This window comes from Allofournierella sp., assembly GCF_048388525.1.
GTDB lineage: Bacteria > Bacillota > Clostridia > Oscillospirales > Ruminococcaceae > BQOK01.
Genome location: NZ_DBGCTQ010000044.1, coordinates 1 through 16912, shown reverse-complemented (window position 1 = coordinate 16912; position 16912 = coordinate 1). Strand labels below are relative to the sequence as shown.

General features: G+C 62.5%; 12 protein-coding genes and 1 pseudogene. 12 read left to right on the top strand and 1 reads right to left on the bottom strand.

What is annotated here, in order from left to right:
- The 3 genes and pseudogenes from ACMLHZ_RS04900 to ACMLHZ_RS04890 all read left to right on the top strand — a co-directional run.
- Nucleotides 1–893 (top strand): annotated as a pseudogene (locus ACMLHZ_RS04900) (PolC-type DNA polymerase III); the annotation flags it as partial.
- A gap of 150 nt (nucleotides 894–1043) precedes the next feature.
- Entirely contained in the window at nucleotides 1044–2009 is a 966-nt protein-coding gene (locus ACMLHZ_RS04895) for a helix-turn-helix transcriptional regulator (protein ID WP_418666675.1), read from the top strand.
- Nucleotides 1996–2331: a TfoX/Sxy family protein gene (locus ACMLHZ_RS04890; RefSeq protein WP_418666674.1), complete on the top strand. Its 336-nt coding sequence runs from the start codon at nucleotides 1996–1998 to the stop codon at nucleotides 2329–2331. Before ACMLHZ_RS04895 ends, ACMLHZ_RS04890 begins: the two co-directional genes overlap by 14 nt.
- Nucleotides 2332–2391: 60 nt before the next feature.
- Here ACMLHZ_RS04890 and ACMLHZ_RS04885 read toward each other — a convergent pair whose 3' ends face one another.
- Nucleotides 2392–3354 carry an RluA family pseudouridine synthase gene (locus ACMLHZ_RS04885; protein ID WP_418666673.1) on the bottom strand — a complete coding sequence of 321 codons (963 nt, stop codon included), beginning with the start codon at nucleotides 3352–3354 and terminating at the stop codon, nucleotides 2392–2394.
- Between the two features lie 98 nt (nucleotides 3355–3452).
- On the opposite strand from ACMLHZ_RS04885, the gene ACMLHZ_RS04880 reads away from it, so the two are divergent.
- From ACMLHZ_RS04880 to mutL, 9 genes are all read left to right on the top strand, one after another.
- Nucleotides 3453–4163 carry a JAB domain-containing protein gene (locus tag ACMLHZ_RS04880; RefSeq protein ID WP_418666672.1) on the top strand — a complete coding sequence of 237 codons (711 nt, stop codon included), beginning with the start codon at nucleotides 3453–3455 and terminating at the stop codon, nucleotides 4161–4163.
- A gap of 25 nt (nucleotides 4164–4188) precedes the next feature.
- On the top strand, nucleotides 4189–6198 hold the full coding sequence (gene uvrB, locus ACMLHZ_RS04875; protein WP_418666671.1) for an excinuclease ABC subunit UvrB: 2010 nt from the start codon (nucleotides 4189–4191) through the stop codon (nucleotides 6196–6198).
- A 38-nt stretch (nucleotides 6199–6236) separates the two neighbouring features.
- Nucleotides 6237–9119, top strand: coding sequence for an excinuclease ABC subunit UvrA (gene uvrA / locus ACMLHZ_RS04870; protein ID WP_418666670.1), 2883 nt, complete (start codon nucleotides 6237–6239; stop codon nucleotides 9117–9119).
- 28 nt (nucleotides 9120–9147) lie between these two features.
- A complete protein-coding gene (locus ACMLHZ_RS04865) occupies nucleotides 9148–9837 on the top strand; it encodes a response regulator transcription factor (protein WP_418666669.1) in 690 nt (229 codons plus the stop codon).
- Entirely contained in the window at nucleotides 9830–10786 is a 957-nt protein-coding gene (locus ACMLHZ_RS04860) for a sensor histidine kinase (protein ID WP_418666668.1), read from the top strand. The genes ACMLHZ_RS04865 and ACMLHZ_RS04860 overlap by 8 nt, the downstream gene beginning before the upstream one ends.
- Before the next feature lie 214 nt (nucleotides 10787–11000).
- The gene (gene miaB / locus ACMLHZ_RS04855; protein WP_418666667.1) at nucleotides 11001–12386 is read left to right on the top strand and encodes a tRNA (N6-isopentenyl adenosine(37)-C2)-methylthiotransferase MiaB; all 1386 of its coding nucleotides are present in this window, start codon (nucleotides 11001–11003) and stop codon (nucleotides 12384–12386) included.
- Between the two features lie 19 nt (nucleotides 12387–12405).
- Nucleotides 12406–12813, top strand: a complete 408-nt coding sequence (locus tag ACMLHZ_RS04850; RefSeq protein WP_418666666.1) for a YlbF family regulator — start codon at nucleotides 12406–12408, stop codon at nucleotides 12811–12813.
- A 91-nt stretch (nucleotides 12814–12904) separates the two neighbouring features.
- Nucleotides 12905–15499 carry a DNA mismatch repair protein MutS gene (mutS, locus tag ACMLHZ_RS04845; protein WP_418666665.1) on the top strand — a complete coding sequence of 865 codons (2595 nt, stop codon included), beginning with the start codon at nucleotides 12905–12907 and terminating at the stop codon, nucleotides 15497–15499.
- 21 nt (nucleotides 15500–15520) lie between these two features.
- Nucleotides 15521–16912, top strand: a 1392-nt coding sequence (gene mutL / locus ACMLHZ_RS04840) for a DNA mismatch repair endonuclease MutL (RefSeq protein WP_418666664.1), incomplete at its 3' end; no start/stop codon positions are given.

The window sequence follows — 16912 nt, the reverse complement described above, 5'->3', positions numbered from 1 at the left end:
GAATTCCAGAGCTGGGCACCCCTTTCGTGCGCCAGATGCTGATGGAAGCGCAGCCGAAAAACTTCAGCGATCTGACCCAGATCTCGGGGCTCTCGCACGGTACCGACGTGTGGAACGGCAACGCCCAGGATCTGATCAAGACCGGCACGTGCACCATTTCGGACGTGATCGGCTGCCGCGACAGCATTATGACCTACCTGCTGCACAAGGGCCTGGAACCCAAAATGGCGTTCAATGTGATGGAGCTGACCCGCAAGGGCAAGGTGGCCAAAAACGGATTTCCCCCAGGAGCAGAGGAGGCTATGAAGGCCTGTGGCGTGCCGGACTGGTACATGGATTCCTGCCGCAAGATAAAATACATGTTCCCCAAGGCGCACGCCGTGGCGTACCTGATCGCGGCAATCCGCCTGATGTGGTTCAAGGTCTACCATCCCCAGGCGTTCTATGCCACGTATTTTACCGTGCGCGGCGACGATATCGACTACGAGGCCGCGGTGGGGGGAGCCAAGGTCGCCCAGCAGCACCTGAAAGAGGTGGAGGCGCGCCTGCGGGAAGAAAAAAAGGCAAAGGACGAGGATATCCAGGTGTCGCTCCAGCTGGTAAACGAGATGCTGGTGCGGGGCTATGAATTCCTTCCCATCGAGCTGGGCAAAAGCCACGCCACCCGCTATATGGTGGAGGACGGCAAGGTGCGGCTGCCCTTTGCCGCACTGAAGGGCGTGGGCGAGGCCGCGGCTGTGGCGCTGGAAAATGCCACGGCAAAAGGGCAGGAATATCTTTCCATTGAGGAGCTTCAGCAGGCCAGCGGTGTTTCCAGCGCGGTGATGGAGAACCTGAAAAGCGTGGGCGCACTGGGCGCGCTGCCGGACACCAGCCAGGTGAGCTTTTTCTAAAGGCGGCGCGGCGTGCACGGCCATCAAAGAAAAGCAGCGGCCCCCGCAAAAGGATGCGGGGGCCGCTGCTTTTTGCCTAAAACAGGACATACAGTTGTCTTGTTATAGTGTTATAATAAAGTAGAAACTTGATGGAAAGGGGGGGCCGCTTTGCGCACCGACCGGCTTTTGGGCATTCTTACCACTCTTTTGCAGAACGGCGTCGTGACCGCACCCCAGCTGGCTGAAAAATTTGAGGTGTCGCGCCGCACCATCACCCGCGATATCGATGCGCTGGGCCGCGCGGGCATCCCACTGGTGACCACCCAGGGCAAGGGCGGCGGTATCGCCATTGCCGCGGGCTATCGGCTGGAGGCGGCGCTGCTCACGCAGGACGAGCTGCAGGCGATCCTGGCCGGGGTAAAAAGCCTGGACGGCCTTTTGAACAGCGACCACATGGCCGCTCTGGCAGAAAAGCTGGGGGCAGGCCGGCGCCAGGTGCTGGAGGCGGACGACCTGTTTTTGATCGATCTGGCCACCTATTACAAGGACGATCTGGCAAAAAAAATGGCGCTGGTGCAGCGCGCCGCCCGGGAAAAGCACACCCTGCGCTTTTGCTATTATTATGCGAAAGGGGAGAGCATGCGGGAGGTAGAGCCCTACCGGCTGGTATTTCATTGGGGTGGCTGGTATCTGTACAGCTGGTGCCTGGAACGGCAGGCGTTCCGCCTGTTTAAGCTCAACCGTATGTGGGAGCTGGAGGTCACGGGCCGGGGGTTTGACCCGCGGCCCGTGCGGCTGGAAGAATTGGATTTCGACCCCGGCACGGGCGGGGATGAGGTGCATCTGGTAGCCCGCTTTCAGCAGAGGGCAAAGTATCGCCTTGTGGAGGAATACGGCCCCGACTGTTATACGGAACAGCCCAACGGGGATCTTTTGTTCCAGCGCGACTTCTATGACCCGGAATACATGCGCAGCTGGCTTTTGGGCATGGGGGACGCTGTGACCGTGCTGGAACCCGCCTGGGCCGCGCGCCAGATCGCAGAGCGGGCGCGCCGGATCCTGGCGCTTTATCCCGCGGAGGAAGGCGGCGATGGGCGGAAAAAAGAAAGGGGATGTGCTTATGGCGACCAGTGAAGAATTTGCCCGTTACATCGGCGATCAGCTGGCGGCAGCGGGAGCGGTGGAGATCAAACGGCTGTTCGGCGAGTACGGCGTCTGGTTGGAGGGCAAGTTTGTGGGCTGCATCTGTGACGACCAGCTGTTCATCAAAAACACCCCGGCCGGCCGCGCGTTCGCGCCCGGGCTCCGCCTGGCCCAACCCTACGAGGGCGCGGGAGATGCTTTGGTGGTGGAAGACCCCGAGGACGCGGCCTTTGCAGCCGGGCTTTTGCGGCGCACCTGGGCCGCGCTGCCCGCGCCCCGAAAAAGAAAAAAGGCGCCGCCAAAACCGCGATAAACCAAAGAAGCATTGGCAAAAAGGCAGGGCCCTTTTGCCAATGCTTCTTTAAACCTGAATTCACTGGCCCGGTTTTGCCAGGGCCTCAAACCGGGCCGCCAGCCCGGGGTGCTCCAGCTCCACGGTCCGGCCGCTCATGCCGCACAGGCTGTTTTCCGGGGAAATGGCGCCAAAAGCCAGGCTTACCGCGCACAGGGCCTGGGTTTTAAAGTCGGTACGCTCGTTCCATTTGCGGCTGCCGTATTTGACGTCGCCCAGGACCGGCGCGCCCAGAAACGCCAGATGTGCGCGGATCTGGTGGGTGCGCCCCGTCACCAGGCCGATGCGGCAGAGGGCAAAAGGGCCCGTGGTCCGTTCCACCGATACATCGGTGATGATTTCTTTATACCCTTCGGCCGGGGTGGCGCGCACAGTCACCTTGTTGCCCACCTCGCTGTGGCGCAGCCAGGCGGTGTGGCGCCCCTGGGGCGGCGCGCCCAGGGTGATGGCCAGATATTCCTTGCGCACAAGGTCCCGGCGGATCACCTCGTTCATGTCCCGCAGGGCGGGGTAGCTTTTGGCGCCGATCACCAGCCCCTCAGTGCCCCGGTCCAGCCGGTTGCACAGCGCGGGGGAGAAACTGGCCTCCGCCTGCGGGTCATACCCGCCTTTTTGGGCAAGATAATCCTGGAATGCTTCCACCAGGCTGTCGTCGCCGGTGCGGTCCGGGTGGCAGAGCAGGTGGGGGGGCTTGTAAAGAACGGCCAGGGCTTCGTCCTCGTATATCACGGTGAGGGGGGCGCGGCGGCGCGGCGCGGGGGCCTTGGCGGGGCCGGAGGGGAAAAACTCATCGTTGAGATACAGCTCCACCAGATCCCCCTCGTGCAGCCGATCCTCGGGCGCGGCACGCCTGCCGTTCACCTTGATGCGCTTGTTGCGGAAGCTCTTGTACAGCATACTGGCGGGCAGACCGGTGGTCACGTTTTGCACAAAGCGCGACAGGCGCACCCCTTCCTCGTTTTTGCCGGCGGTAAAACCCTTCAAACCTGGCAGCCCCTCTCTTTAAAATCGCTCTCAAATAGTATATAATAAAACGGATACCGCGTAAAGCGGCGAATGAGAGAAAAAAGGGGGGCGGCCGGATGGCGGTTTCAAACAAAAACATCCATGCGGAGCACCGGGAGCGGCTGCACCGCCGCTTTTTGGAAAACGGCTTCAGGGGCCTTGCCGGGCACGAGGCGCTGGAATACATGCTCACCTTTTCCATCCCTCGAAAGGATGTGAACCCGCTGGCCCATCGCCTGATCGACCATTTCGGCGATTTTTGCCGGGTACTGGAAGCCAGCGAGGCGGAACTGCAGGAAGTGGAAGGGGTGGGGCCCGCCACCGCGCGGCTGCTGGCCATGGTGATGGAGGCCAGCCGATATTACCAGCACACCCGCAGCGCGGCGCCCCGCACCTTTGAAAAAATGGAACAGATCGCCGAGTTTGTGGTGCCGTTGTTCCACGGGGTGAGGGTCGAACAGGTGTATGCGCTGTACTTTGACGACCGTAACAGCCTGATCAAGTGGGAACGGCTGGCCGAGGGCGGCAGCAACGAATCGGCGGTTTCGCCGCGGGCACTGGCGCAGCGGGCGGTGCGGCTGGGCGCCACCCAGGTGGTGCTGGCCCACAACCACCCGGGCGGCCTTGCGCTGCCCAGCCAGGCGGACCTGGATTTCACCGCTTCGGTGGGAAGGGTTCTGTACCCGCTGGGCATCCGCCTGCTGGATCATATCATTGTGGATTCCGAGGGAGACTACCTCTCGATGGAACAGACGAGGCGACTGCCGGAATTGGGCTTTGGGCGCTGAGCGCCTGGTTTTATAAGGAGAAAAAATGGATCATTTTAAGCTTGTATCCCCCTATCAGGCCACGGGCGACCAGCCGCAGGCCATTGAACAGCTGGCGCAGGGCATTTTGCGGGGGGATAAAGCCCAAACCCTTTTGGGGGTGACGGGCAGCGGCAAGACCTTCACCATGGCGAACGTGATCGCAAAGGTCAACCGGCCCACCCTGGTGCTGGCGCACAACAAAACCCTGGCCGCGCAGCTGTGCACCGAGTTCCGGGAGTTTTTTCCGGAGAATGCGGTGGAGTATTTCGTTTCGTATTACGACTATTATCAGCCGGAGGCCTACATTCCTTCCACGGATACCTATATTGAAAAAGACAGCGCCATCAACGACGAGATCGACCGGCTGCGCCACTCGGCCACGGCGGCCCTTTCCGAGCGGCGTGATGTGATCATCGTGGCCAGTGTGTCCTGCATTTACAGCCTGGGCGACCCCATCGACTACCGGAGCATGGTCATCAGCCTGCGCCCCGGAATGCAGATGGATCGGGACGAGCTGTGCCGGCGGCTGGTAAAGCTGCAATATGAACGCAACGACATCAATTTTGTGCGCAACAAATTCCGGGTGCGGGGCGATGTGGTGGAGATCAACCTGGCCTATATGAACGATGTGGCCATCCGGGTGGAGTTTTTTGGCGATGAGATCGACCGCATCAGTGAGATGAACCCCCTGACAGGGGAGCGGAAAAACGTGGTCAAGCATGTGGCGATTTTCCCGGCCAGCCATTACATCGTTTCGCCGGAAAAAATGCAGCAGGGGCTGACCCACATCCAGGAGGAGATGGATCAGCAGGTGCGCCGCTTCACCGCAGAGGGCAAGCTGCTGGAGGCCCAGCGCATTGCCCAGCGCACCCGTTATGATATGGAAATGCTGCAGGAAGTGGGCATGTGCAAGGGCATTGAAAACTACTCTGCCGTGCTTTCAGGCCGGGCACCCGGGTCCACCCCCACCACGCTGCTGGACTATTTCCCGCCGGACTTTTTGCTGTTTGTGGACGAGAGCCATGTGATGCTGCCCCAGCTGCGGGCCATGTATGGCGGCGACTACGCCCGCAAAAAGACCTTGGTGGATTTTGGCTTCCGCCTGCCCTCTGCCTTTGACAACCGCCCGCTCAAGTTTGAAGAGGTGGAAAAAAAGCTCAACCAGATCGTGTTTGTGAGCGCCACCCCCGCTGAATACGAGCGTACCCACAGCACCCAGATCGCCCAGCAGGTGATCCGGCCCACGGGCCTGCTGGACCCGGTGATCATTGTAAAGCCGGTGGAAGGCCAGATTGAAGATCTTTTGGGCGAGATCAACCAGCGCACCGCCCGCGGCGAGCGGGTGCTGGTGACCACGCTCACCAAAAAAATGGCCGAGGACCTGACCGACTACCTGACCGATCACGGCGTAAAGGTAAAGTATATGCACCATGAGGTGGATACCTTTGAGCGGATGGAGCTGATCCGGGACCTGCGCACCGGCGCCATCGACGTGATTGTGGGCATCAACCTGCTGCGCGAGGGGCTGGATCTTCCGGAGGTTTCGCTGGTGGCCATTCTGGACGCAGACAAGGAAGGCTTTTTGCGCAGCGAGACCAGCCTTGTGCAGACCATCGGCCGCGCGGCCCGCAACGCCCAGGGCGTGGTGATCATGTACGCCGACGAGGTGACCCCCAGCATGGAGGCTGCCATCACCGAAACAGAGCGCCGCCGTGCCATCCAGATGGCCTACAACGAGGAGCACGGCATTGTGCCCACCACCATTGTGAAGGGCATTCGCGACAGCCTGGAGATCAGCGATCACAAGGAGAATGCGAAGCTCGGCACCCGCCGCATGAGCAAGGCCGAGCGCGAGCAGCTCATCACCCGCCTGACCCGCGAGATGAAGGAGGCGGCAAAGCTGCTGGAGTTTGAGCACGCGGCTTTCCTGCGCGACCGCATCGACAAGCTGCGCCGGGGCGAGAACCCCAAAGAGGACACCCCCATGGAGAAAAAGCGCAGGGGCAGATTTTAAGCGACACCCACATACCAGAGGGAGAGGGAAACGTACAAGTGAGCAACGACAAAATTGTGATCAGGGGCGCGCGGGAGCACAACCTGAAAAATGTGAGCCTTACCATTCCGCGGGACAAGCTGGTGGTGATGACCGGCCTTTCAGGCAGCGGCAAATCCAGCCTCGCGTTCGACACCATTTACGCGGACGGCCAGCGCCGCTATATGGAAAGCCTTTCCAGCTATGCCCGCATGTTCCTGGGCCAGATGGAAAAGCCGGATGTGGACAACATCGAGGGGCTTTCGCCGGCCATTTCCATCGACCAGAAAACCACCAACCGCAACCCCCGGTCCACGGTGGGCACCGTGACCGAGATCCACGACTATCTGCGCCTTTTGTATGCGCGCATCGGCATTCCGCACTGCCCGGTGTGCGGCAGGGTTATCACCCAGCAGACGGTGGACCAGATGGTGGACGCGGTGCTGGAGCTGCCCGAGGGCACAAAGTTCCAGGTGCTTGCGCCGGTGGTGCGCGGGCGCAAGGGCACCCAGCAAAAAGAGCTGGACGCCGCCCGCCGGGGCGGCTACGCCCGGGTGCGGGTGGATGGCAACCTCTACGATCTGGAAGAGGAGATCAGCCTGGAAAAAAACAAAAAGCACACGGTGGAGATCGTGGTGGACCGGCTCGTTCTGAACGGCGCCGTGCGCAGCCGCCTGGCTGACAGCCTGGAAACGGCCCTTGCCCTGACCGGGGGCCTGGCGACCGTGGATGTGCCGGGCGGCGAAGAACTGCAGTTCAGCCAGAGCTATGCCTGCCCGGAGCACGGTGTGTCCATCAACGAGCTGGAGCCCCGCATGTTCAGCTTCAACAACCCCTTCGGCGCCTGTGAGCGGTGCACAGGCCTTGGCACCTTTATGCGGGTGGATCCGGAGCTGATCCTGCCTAATAAAAACCTTTCGATCCGGCAGGGGGCCGTGAAAGCCAGCGGCTGGTACTATGCTGAGGGCTCCATCAGCGAGATGTATTATAAGGGGCTGGGCAAGAAATACGGCTTTACCCTGGATACGCCGGTGAAGGAGTTCAGCGCGGCGGCCATCAATGCGCTGCTCTACGGCACCGGCGGCGAGCGGATCGAGATGCACCGCGAAAACGAGTTTGGCTCGGGCCGCTACATGAACGAGTTCGAGGGCATCGTGACCAACCTGGAGCGCCGTTTCCGGGAGACCAGCAGCGAGTGGATGAAGGAAGAGATTGCCACCGTGATGAACGGGGTCGAGTGCCCGGACTGCGGCGGCAAGCGCCTCAAGCCCACCAGCCTGGCGGTGACGGTGGGGGGCATCAATATCAGCGATTTCGGCGATATGAGCGTGCGGGAAGAGCTGAAATTTCTGGAGGGCATCCGCCTTACCGACCAGGAGCACCGCATCGGCGACGGTATTTTGAAAGAGGTGCGCGAGCGGCTGGGCTTTTTGCAGAGCGTGGGCCTGGATTACCTGACCCTCTCCCGCGGGGCGTCGGGCCTTTCGGGCGGCGAGAGCCAGCGCATCCGGCTGGCGACCCAGATCGGCAGCGCCCTGACAGGCGTGCTGTACGTGCTGGACGAGCCCAGCATCGGCCTGCACCAGCGCGACAACGACAAGCTCATCGCCACCTTAAAACGGCTGCGGGACCTGGGCAACACCCTGATCGTGGTGGAGCACGACGAGGACACCATGCGCCAGGCCGATTATATTGTGGACGTGGGCCCCGGCGCGGGCGTGCATGGGGGGGAGATCGTGGCCGAGGGCAGCGTGGAGGATATCTGCGCCGCGCCCCGCAGCATCACAGGCGATTACCTCTCCGGGCGCAAGCGGATCGAGGTGCCCCCCACCCGCCGCAAGGGCAGCGGCAAAAAGCTGCGCATCCGCGGCGCGGCCGAGAACAACCTGAAAAACATCGACGTGGATCTTCCCCTGGGGCGCATGATCTGTGTGACCGGCGTGTCCGGTTCGGGCAAATCCAGCCTGATCAACGAGGTGTTCTATAAGGCCCTTGCCATGGAGCTGAACGGGGCAAAGCGCCGCCCCGGCAAGTTCAGGGCCATTGAGGGCCTGGAATATGTGGACAAGGTCATCGGGATTGACCAGGCGCCCATCGGCCGGACCCCGCGTTCCAACCCCGCCACTTATACCGGCGTTTTTACCGATATCCGCAATGTGTTCTCGCAGACCGAGGCCGCAAAAATGCGCGGCTACGGGCCGGGGCGCTTCAGCTTTAACGTAAAGGGCGGGCGGTGCGAAGCCTGCGAGGGCGACGGCATTGTGCAGATTGAGATGCACTTTCTGCCGGACATCTTCGTGCCCTGCGAGGTGTGCAAGGGCGCCCGCTACAACCGGGAAACCCTGGAAGTGAAATACCGGGAAAAAAGCATTGCCGAGGTGCTGGAAATGACGGTGGAGGAGGCCTGCGCTTTCTTTGCAAACCAGCCCCGCATTGAGCGCAAGCTGCAGACCCTTCTGGACGTGGGCCTGGGCTACATCAAGCTGGGGCAAAGCGCCACCACCCTTTCCGGCGGCGAGGCCCAGCGGGTAAAGCTGGCCCTGGAACTGGCCAAACGGGAGACCGGCCAGACCGTGTATGTGCTGGATGAGCCCAGCACCGGCCTGCATGTGGCCGACGTTCACAAGCTCATCCAGGTGCTGGACCGGCTGGTGGAAACCGGCAACACGGTGGTGATCATCGAGCACAACCTGGATATCATCAAACGGGCGGACTATATCATCGACCTTGGCCCGGAGGGCGGCGGCGAGGGCGGCACGGTGGTGGCCACCGGGACCCCGGAGCAGGTCGCGCAGAACCCCGCGTCCTACACGGGCCGCTATCTGGCGCCTGTGCTGGAGCGGGACCGGGTCCGGCCTGTGCCGGGAGAAAAAGCGGCCCGGGCAAAGAAAAAGCGCGCATGAAACTGCGCGTGGAAAAGGGGGAACGCCGGTGAAGCGCATCCTGCTGGTGGAGGACGACGAGGCCCTGGGGCAGGGCATTGCCCTGAGCTTTGAGGGGCAGGGGTTCGACTTTTGCAGCTGCAGCCGCCTGGCCGAAGCCCGGAACGCGCTGCAGCAGGGGACGTTCGATCTGATCCTGCTGGATCTGGGCCTGCCGGATGGCAGCGGCCTTGCGCTTTGCCGTGAGCTGCGGGCCCGGGGCGACGCCACCCCGGTGCTTTTTTTGACCGCAAACGACGCCGAATACAGCGAGGTCACGGCCCTGGAGGCCGGCGGCGACGACTATATCACAAAGCCTTTCAGCCTGGCGGTGCTGCGCGCCCGGGTGGCGGCAGCGTTGCGCCGCGGCGAGGCAAAGGGGGAGGCCCCGGTATACGAGCTGGGGCCTTTCCGGTTCGATTTTTCCGCCCTGCACTTTGAGGCGGCCGGCCGGGAGATCACCCTGAGCGTTACCGAGCAGCGGCTGCTGCGCCTTTTGGTGGCAAACCGGGGGCGAACCCTGCCCCGGGAAGTGCTGCTGGAGCAGGTATGGAATGGCGGCGAGTTTGTGGATGAAAACACCCTCACCGTGACGGTGCGCCGCCTGCGGGCGAAGCTGGAGGCCGGTTCCAAAGCCCCCGCTTACATACAAACCGTGTACGGCGTGGGGTACCGCTGGGAGGCGGGCGGCGATGTTTGACCTCACGTATTTGCTTCACATTCCGCCACAGGCGGCGGTCTGGGCGGCGGTGGGGGCGGCCCTTGTGCTGGCGCTGGCGGCGGCAGTCTGGGCGGCCGCCTATGGGCTGCATGCCCGGCGCACCATGAAAAACCTGGAGCGCATGCTCGAAGAGTGCATGAGCGGCGGCTTTTCCGAACATTCTTACAGCGAACAGCAGCTCTCCCGCCTGGAGGCCAGGCTGGCGCGCTTTTTGCAGGCGGGGGCCTTGTCTCAAAAGCACTTGGAAAGCGACAGGGCGCGCCTGAAAGAGCTGATCGGGGATATTTCGCATCAGACCAAAACGCCCCTGGCCGGTATTTTGCTGTACACACAGCTTTTGCAGGAACAGGAGCTGCCCCAAGCGGCCAGGGCCATGACGCGGCAGATCGCCGCCCAGGGGCAGCGGCTGCAGTTTTTGATCGATGCGCTGGTAAAAATGAGCCGCCTGGAAACGGGGGCTGTGCAGGTCGCGCCCTTGGTGGGGGATGTGGGGGAGCTGATGGAGCAGGCCGCCGCCCCGTATCGCGCCGCGGCAAGTGAAAAGCGGATTGACTTTACAGTGGAGCCGGCGGAACAGACCGCGTGGTTCGACCCCAAATGGACGGCCGAGGCCCTGGGCAACCTGATCGACAATGCCGTAAAATACACCCCGGCCGGCGGCAGGGTGAACATTCGGTGCGCTGCAAGCCCCATGTTCTGCCGCATTACGGTACAGGATACCGGGCCCGGCATCCGGGAGGCGGAGCAGGGGGCGGTGTTCGGCCGGTTTTGGCGCGGCGAAGAGGTGCGCGGCGAACCCGGCGTGGGGGTGGGGCTGTACCTTGCGCGGGAGATCGCGGGGCTGCAAAGCGGGTATATCAAGCTGCAATCGAAACCCGGGCAGGGCAGCGCCTTTTCGCTCTATCTGCTTTTGGAAAAGCAGACGTGAAGAGCGCGCCCCGTAACTGCGCTTGTGGCACAGGCCGCCCCCCGCGTGCAGCGGCCGGGCGGTCTGTGCCATTTTTCGGCAAATTCTTTTGGAGGCGCTTGTGCAAAAGCGCAAAATATTGTATACTAATTTTGAATATCAACTAAAAAGCCACAAGCGGGGGCTGCGGTGAGCGCCCGCGCTTTGGGGGCGTTACAACGGATAGGAGAGCCTTTTGGAACCCATTCATTTTGAACACAACCGGGCGGCGGCCGGGGCGATCGCCCGCTATTACGAAAGCCCGCCTTTGGCCTATGTGCATTCTTACGGCTGCCAGCAGAACGTAAACGACGGCGAAAAGATCAAGGGCGTACTGGCCGACGCGGGCTTCGGCCTGTGCGATGCGCCCCAGCAGGCGGATCTGATCCTGTTCAATACCTGCGCGGTGCGCGAGCACGCCGAGCAGCGGGTATTCGGCAACGTGGGGGCGCTGAAAAGCCTGAAAAAACAAAAGCCGGGGCTGATCATCGGGCTGTGCGGATGCATGGCGCAGCAGCCTGCGGTGGTGGAAAAGATCCGGCAGAGCTACCCGTTTGTGGATCTGGTGTTTGGGGTGAACGGCATCGACACGCTGCCCCAATTGCTGGCGGAAAAGCTGGCGGGGGGCAACAGGCGGCTTTTACAGGCCCCGGCCGAGCGCACAGAGATCGTGGAGCAGGTTCCGATCCGGCGCGATTCCCGGTTCCGTGCCTGGCTGCCCATCATGTACGGGTGCGATAATTTTTGTACCTACTGCATTGTGCCCTATGTGCGCGGGCGCGAGCGCAGCCGCCGCCCGGCGGACGTGCTGGCCGAGTTCCGCGGCCTTGTGGCCGCGGGCTACAAGGAGATCACGCTGCTGGGGCAGAATGTGAACAGCTATGGCAAGGGCCTGGAACAGCCCATCGACTTTGCGGACCTTTTGGAGCTGCTGTGCAAAGAGCCGGGCGACTACCACCTGCGCTTTATGACCAGCCACCCAAAAGATGCCAGCCGCAAGCTGATCGACACCATTGCCCGCAACGAACGGATCTGCAGCCACATCCACCTGCCGGTGCAGTGCGGCAGCGACCGGGTGCTGCGTGAAATGAACCGGCACTACACCGTCGCCCAGTATCTGGACCTGGTGGAATATGCCCGCACCGCCATTCCGGGGGTCACCTTTTCCAGCGACATTATCGTGGGATTCCCCGGCGAAACCGAGGAGGATTTTGAAGCCACGCTGGACCTGGTGCGCAAGGTGGGTTACATGCAGCTGTTCACCTTTATTTATTCCAAGCGGACCGGCACCAGGGCGGCCTCCATGCCGGACCCGGTTACCCGCCAGGAAAAGGCCCGGCGCATGGCCCGGCTGCTCACGGTGCAGGACGAGATCGCCTGCGGCCTGGTGGCCCGGCTCGCGGGGCAGACCCAGCGGGTGCTGGTGGAGGGCCACGGCAGGCAGGAGGGAACGCTTTCCGGCCGCCTTTCCAACAATCTGGTGGTGGAGTTTGCGGGCCCTGCCGCCCTTGTGGGCGAATATGCACCCGTGCATTTTACCGGTTCCCGGGGAACCATATTGACGGGCGAGCTTGCCCAATAAACAAAAAAGGAGATATTTCATGGATACCATCGACCTCTTTAAAAAAGCTGCAGCCGCGCTGCAGACCGACCCCTGCTACCTGGCACTGGCCGCCGCCCGCGAGGCCAACGACAAGGACGAAGCCCTGCAGGATATGATCGGCGAGTTCAACCTTGCCCGGCTCGACCTGAACAACGAGATCAGCAAGGACGAGCGGGACGACGCCAAGGTAGCTGAACTGAACGCCAAGGTCAACGAGCTCTACAGCAAGATCATGTCCACCGGGAGCATGGCCGCCTACAACGAGGCAAAGGCCGAGGCCGAGGCGCTGATCAGCTACATCGACGCCATCATCAACACCGCAATGAACGGCGGCGACCCCATGAGCGTGCAGCAGCCCGAGGCCGGCTGCTCGGGCAGCTGCTCCTCCTGCAGCGGCTGCCACTGAAAACAAAACGATTCCGGCCAGGCGGCTCTCGGCGCAGCAAATGCTCTGGGGGCCGCCCGCTTTCCCAAAATGTGTAGGTAGGTGATGTTTCGTGGCGGAGCTTTCCCCCATGATGACCCAGTATTTTGAGCTGAAAAAGCAGCATAAGGACGAGATCCTGTTTTTCCGCCTGGGTGATTTTTACGAGATGTTCTACGACGACGCCCTTCTGGCGTCCAAGGAGCTGGAGCTCACGCTCACCGGGCGGGACTGCGGCCAGGAGGAGCGCGCCCCCATGTGCGGCGTGCCCTTCCACAGCTACGAGGCCTATGTGGCGCGGCTGATCGCCAAGGGCTACAAGGTAGCCATCTGTGAGCAGATGGAGGACCCTGCCCTGGCAAAGGGGCTTGTAAAGCGCGATATCATCCGGGTCATCACCCCCGGCACAGTCATTGAGAGCAGCATGCTTCAAGACGACAAAAACAACTACATATGCAGTATATACTTAAAAGAGGGCAAAGCGGGCATGTGCTTTGCCGATGTTTCCACAGGCACCGCACACTCCACTGAACTGTGCAGCGAAAAGCTGAGTACCCAGATCATCACCGAGCTGTGCCGCTACAGCCCCAGCGAGGTGCTGTTCAACGCCGCCCTGCTGAACCTGAAGGACGTGACAGCGTATATCAAACAGCACATGACCTGTGCGGTGGAGCTGCTGGAGGACGAGCAGTTTGCCCCGCAGCGCGTGGAACAGCAGCTCACGGCCCAGTTCGGCGCAGACTGGGCCGCGGCCACCGGCTTTGCGCGGGACGGCTGCGCGCCCTATGCCATGAGCGGCCTGCTGGGCTATTTGCACGCCACCCAGAAAAAAGGTGTGGAGCGGCTCAAGAGCGTGCACAACTATGCAGAGGCCCAGTATATGCAGCTTTCGCCCGTTACCCGGGCGAACCTGGAGCTCACCGAGACCATGCGCGGCCGCGAAAAGCGCGGCACCCTGCTCTGGGTGCTGGACAAGACCCAGACCGCCATGGGCAAACGCCTTTTGCGCAGCTGGCTGGAGCAGCCCCTGGTGAACGCGGCGGCGATCAACGCCCGGCTGGACAGCGTGCAGGCTTTGTACGAACAGAACATCCAGCGGGCCGAAATCATTGAGGCGCTGAGCCGCGTGTTTGACATTGAGCGCCTGATGACCCGCACGGTATATGGCTCGGCCACCCCCAAGGAGATCTATTCTCTGGCCAGCACCTGCGACCAGCTCCCCGCGCTGAAAGCCCTGGCCGAGGGCTGCGGCTGCCCGGAGCTCACTGCGCTGGCCGGCCGCATCGACCCGCTGGAGGATATCAAAGAGCGGATCTACGCCGCGGTGGACGAAGAGGCCCCCTCAACCCTGAAGGAGGGCGGGGTCATCCGGGCGGGCTACAACCCTGAGGTGGATGAGCTGCGGGACATCGTGCACGGCGGCAAGGGGTATCTGTCGCACCTGGAAGCAAAAATGAAAGAGGAAACGGGCATCCGCACCCTCAAGATCGGCTACAACCGGGTGTTCGGCTATTATATCGAGGTGAGCAAGTCCTTCACCAGCCAGGTGCCCCCGGGGTTTGTGCGCAAGCAGACCCTGGCCAACGCCGAGCGCTATATCACCGAGGAGCTCAAGGAGCTGGAGAACAAGATCCTGGGCGCCAGCGAGCGCCTGCTGGTGCTGGAGCGCAAGCTGTTCGAGGAACTGCTGTTTAATCTCTCGGCCCAGCTGGCCCGGATTCAGGCCACGGCCGGCGCCGTGGCAAAGCTGGATGTGCTGGCGGCGCTGGCGCAGGTGGCCGTGACAAACGATTATGTGCGCCCCGCGGTGGACGGGGGCGACGGGCTGCACATCACCGAGGGGCGGCACCCAGTGATCGAACAGATGCAGCGCAAAAGCCTGTTCGTGCCCAACGACACCGCGCTGGACTGCGCCGAGGACAATCTTCTCATCATCACAGGCCCCAACATGGCAGGCAAATCCACATATATGCGCCAAAATGCCCTGATCGCGCTGCTGGCGCAGATCGGCAGCTTTGTGCCGGCAAAGGCCTGCCGGGTGGGTGTGGTGGATGCGATCTTTACCCGGGTGGGCGCCTCGGACGATTTGGCAGCGGGCCAGTCCACCTTTATGGTGGAGATGACCGAGGTTGCGGAAATTTTGCAGTATGCCACCAAAAAGAGCCTTGTTATCCTGGACGAGATCGGCCGGGGCACCTCCACCTTCGACGGCATGAGCATCGCCCGGGCGGTGGTGGAGCATATCTCCGGCCATATTGGCTGCAAAACGCTGTTCGCCACCCATTATCACGAGCTTACCGAGCTGGAAAACGACCTGCCGGGCGTTAAAAATTACAATATCGCGGTGAAAAAGCGGGGCGATGACATCACCTTCCTGCGCCGCATTGTGCGCGGCCCCGCCGACGACAGCTACGGCATCCAGGTAGCCAAGCTGGCCGGCCTGCCGGACGAGGTCACAAAGCGCGCCAAAGAGGTGCTGAAGGCCTTGGAGGCCACGGCGCCCGGCGCCCACCGGGTGGATCAGCTGGATTTTGAGGCGTTCGAGCAGCTGGCCGCCCCCGCGCTGCCGGGTGAGATGGTGGACAAGCTGCGGGCCCTGGACGTGGAGACGCTGACTCCCATCGAGGCGCTCAACTTTTTGTACGAACTGAAAAAGACCCTGCAATAAAGCAAAAGGGAGGTGGCCCCAATGGCGGTCATCCATGTTTTGGACAAGCACACGGCCGAGCTGATCGCGGCGGGCGAGGTGGTGGAACGGCCCGCGTCGGTGGTCAAGGAGCTGTTGGAAAACGCCATCGACGCCGGGGCCGCCCAGGTCACGGTCACCATTGAGCGGGGCGGCGTGAGCCTGATCCAGGTGGCCGACAACGGCAGCGGCATTGAAGCTGAGTATATCCCAACCGCCTTTATCCGCCATGCCACCAGCAAGATCACAACCGAGCGGGATCTGGAGAGCATTCATACGCTGGGCTTTCGGGGCGAGGCCCTGGCCTCGATTGCCAGCGTGGCACGGGTGGAGGTGCTCACCCGCACCGAGCCGGACGAATTTGCCTGCTGCTACCGCATTGAGGGCGGCGAGGAGCTGGGCATGGAGCCCGGCGCCCGCCCTGTGGGCACCACCATCGCCGTGCGCGACCTGTTTTACAACACCCCCGCCCGCATGAAGTTCTTAAAAAAGGACGCCAGCGAGGGCACGTTTGTGGGCGAAACGGTGGGCCGTGTGGCCCTCTCGCACCCGGAAGTATCTGTGGGGTTTATAAAGGACGGAAAGCTTCAGTACAAGACCCCCGGCGACGGGAGCCTGCGCAGCGCGGTCTATGCGGTGTTGGGGCGCGAATTTTCCAAGGATCTTTTGGAGCTGGATGAGGCGGCGGGCGCGTACCGGGTGCACGGCCTGATCACCCCGCCCAGGGCCTGCCGGGCAAGCCGGGGGATGCAGTTCTTTTTTATCAACGGGCGGTTTGTAAAAAACCGCACCATGATGGCGGCGCTGGAAAACGCATACCGGGGCACCCTGATGCAGGGCAAATTTCCGGGATGTGTGCTCATGCTGGACATGCCCTGTGAACTGGTGGACGTGAATGTGCACCCCGCAAAAACGGAGGTGCGCTTTGCCCGTGAGAGCGAGGCGTTCGACGCGGTGTACCGGGCCGCAAAAGCCGCACTGGCACAGCCCGGCAGCGGGGAGCAGCATTTCAGCTTCCGGCAGGCCGCGCCGGAAAAGAAAACAGCCGAAGCGCCGGTGCAGCTGGATCTGAGCACCCCTGTAAAGCAGCCCAGCTTTGCAGGGGGCGGTTCGGCTGCCGCAGCCGCCCCGGCCTCCGCCCAGGCGCCACTGCGGCAGGGTGCCTGGGCGGAACCGGACGCGCCCCGCCCGGCCCCGGCTGAAACGCGCGCCGTTCCGGCGCCCGGCGCAGGGGGGCAGGTGCTCCACTCGGAGCCGCTGCGCCTCGGCGGCGCGCTGCCAAAACGGCAAGCCCCCCAGCAGCCCGCCCCGGCAGGGGAAGAAACGGCGGCCCGGCCGGTACAGGAGGAGCCAAAGCCCGCCCCCGAGATTCGGCAAAGCGCGCCGCCCGCCGCC

What these genes read in the sequence shown, in the direction of transcription:
- ACMLHZ_RS04890 (WP_418666674.1), top strand. Translation starts at nt 1,996, where the DNA reads ATGGCGACCAGTGAAGAATTTGCCCGTTACATCGGCGATCAGCTGGCG.
- ACMLHZ_RS04880 (WP_418666672.1), top strand. Translation starts at nt 3,453, where the DNA reads ATGGCGGTTTCAAACAAAAACATCCATGCGGAGCACCGGGAGCGGCTG.
- uvrB (WP_418666671.1), top strand. Translation starts at nt 4,189, where the DNA reads ATGGATCATTTTAAGCTTGTATCCCCCTATCAGGCCACGGGCGACCAG.
- ACMLHZ_RS04860 (WP_418666668.1), top strand. Translation starts at nt 9,830, where the DNA reads ATGTTTGACCTCACGTATTTGCTTCACATTCCGCCACAGGCGGCGGTC.
- ACMLHZ_RS04850 (WP_418666666.1), top strand. Translation starts at nt 12,406, where the DNA reads ATGGATACCATCGACCTCTTTAAAAAAGCTGCAGCCGCGCTGCAGACC.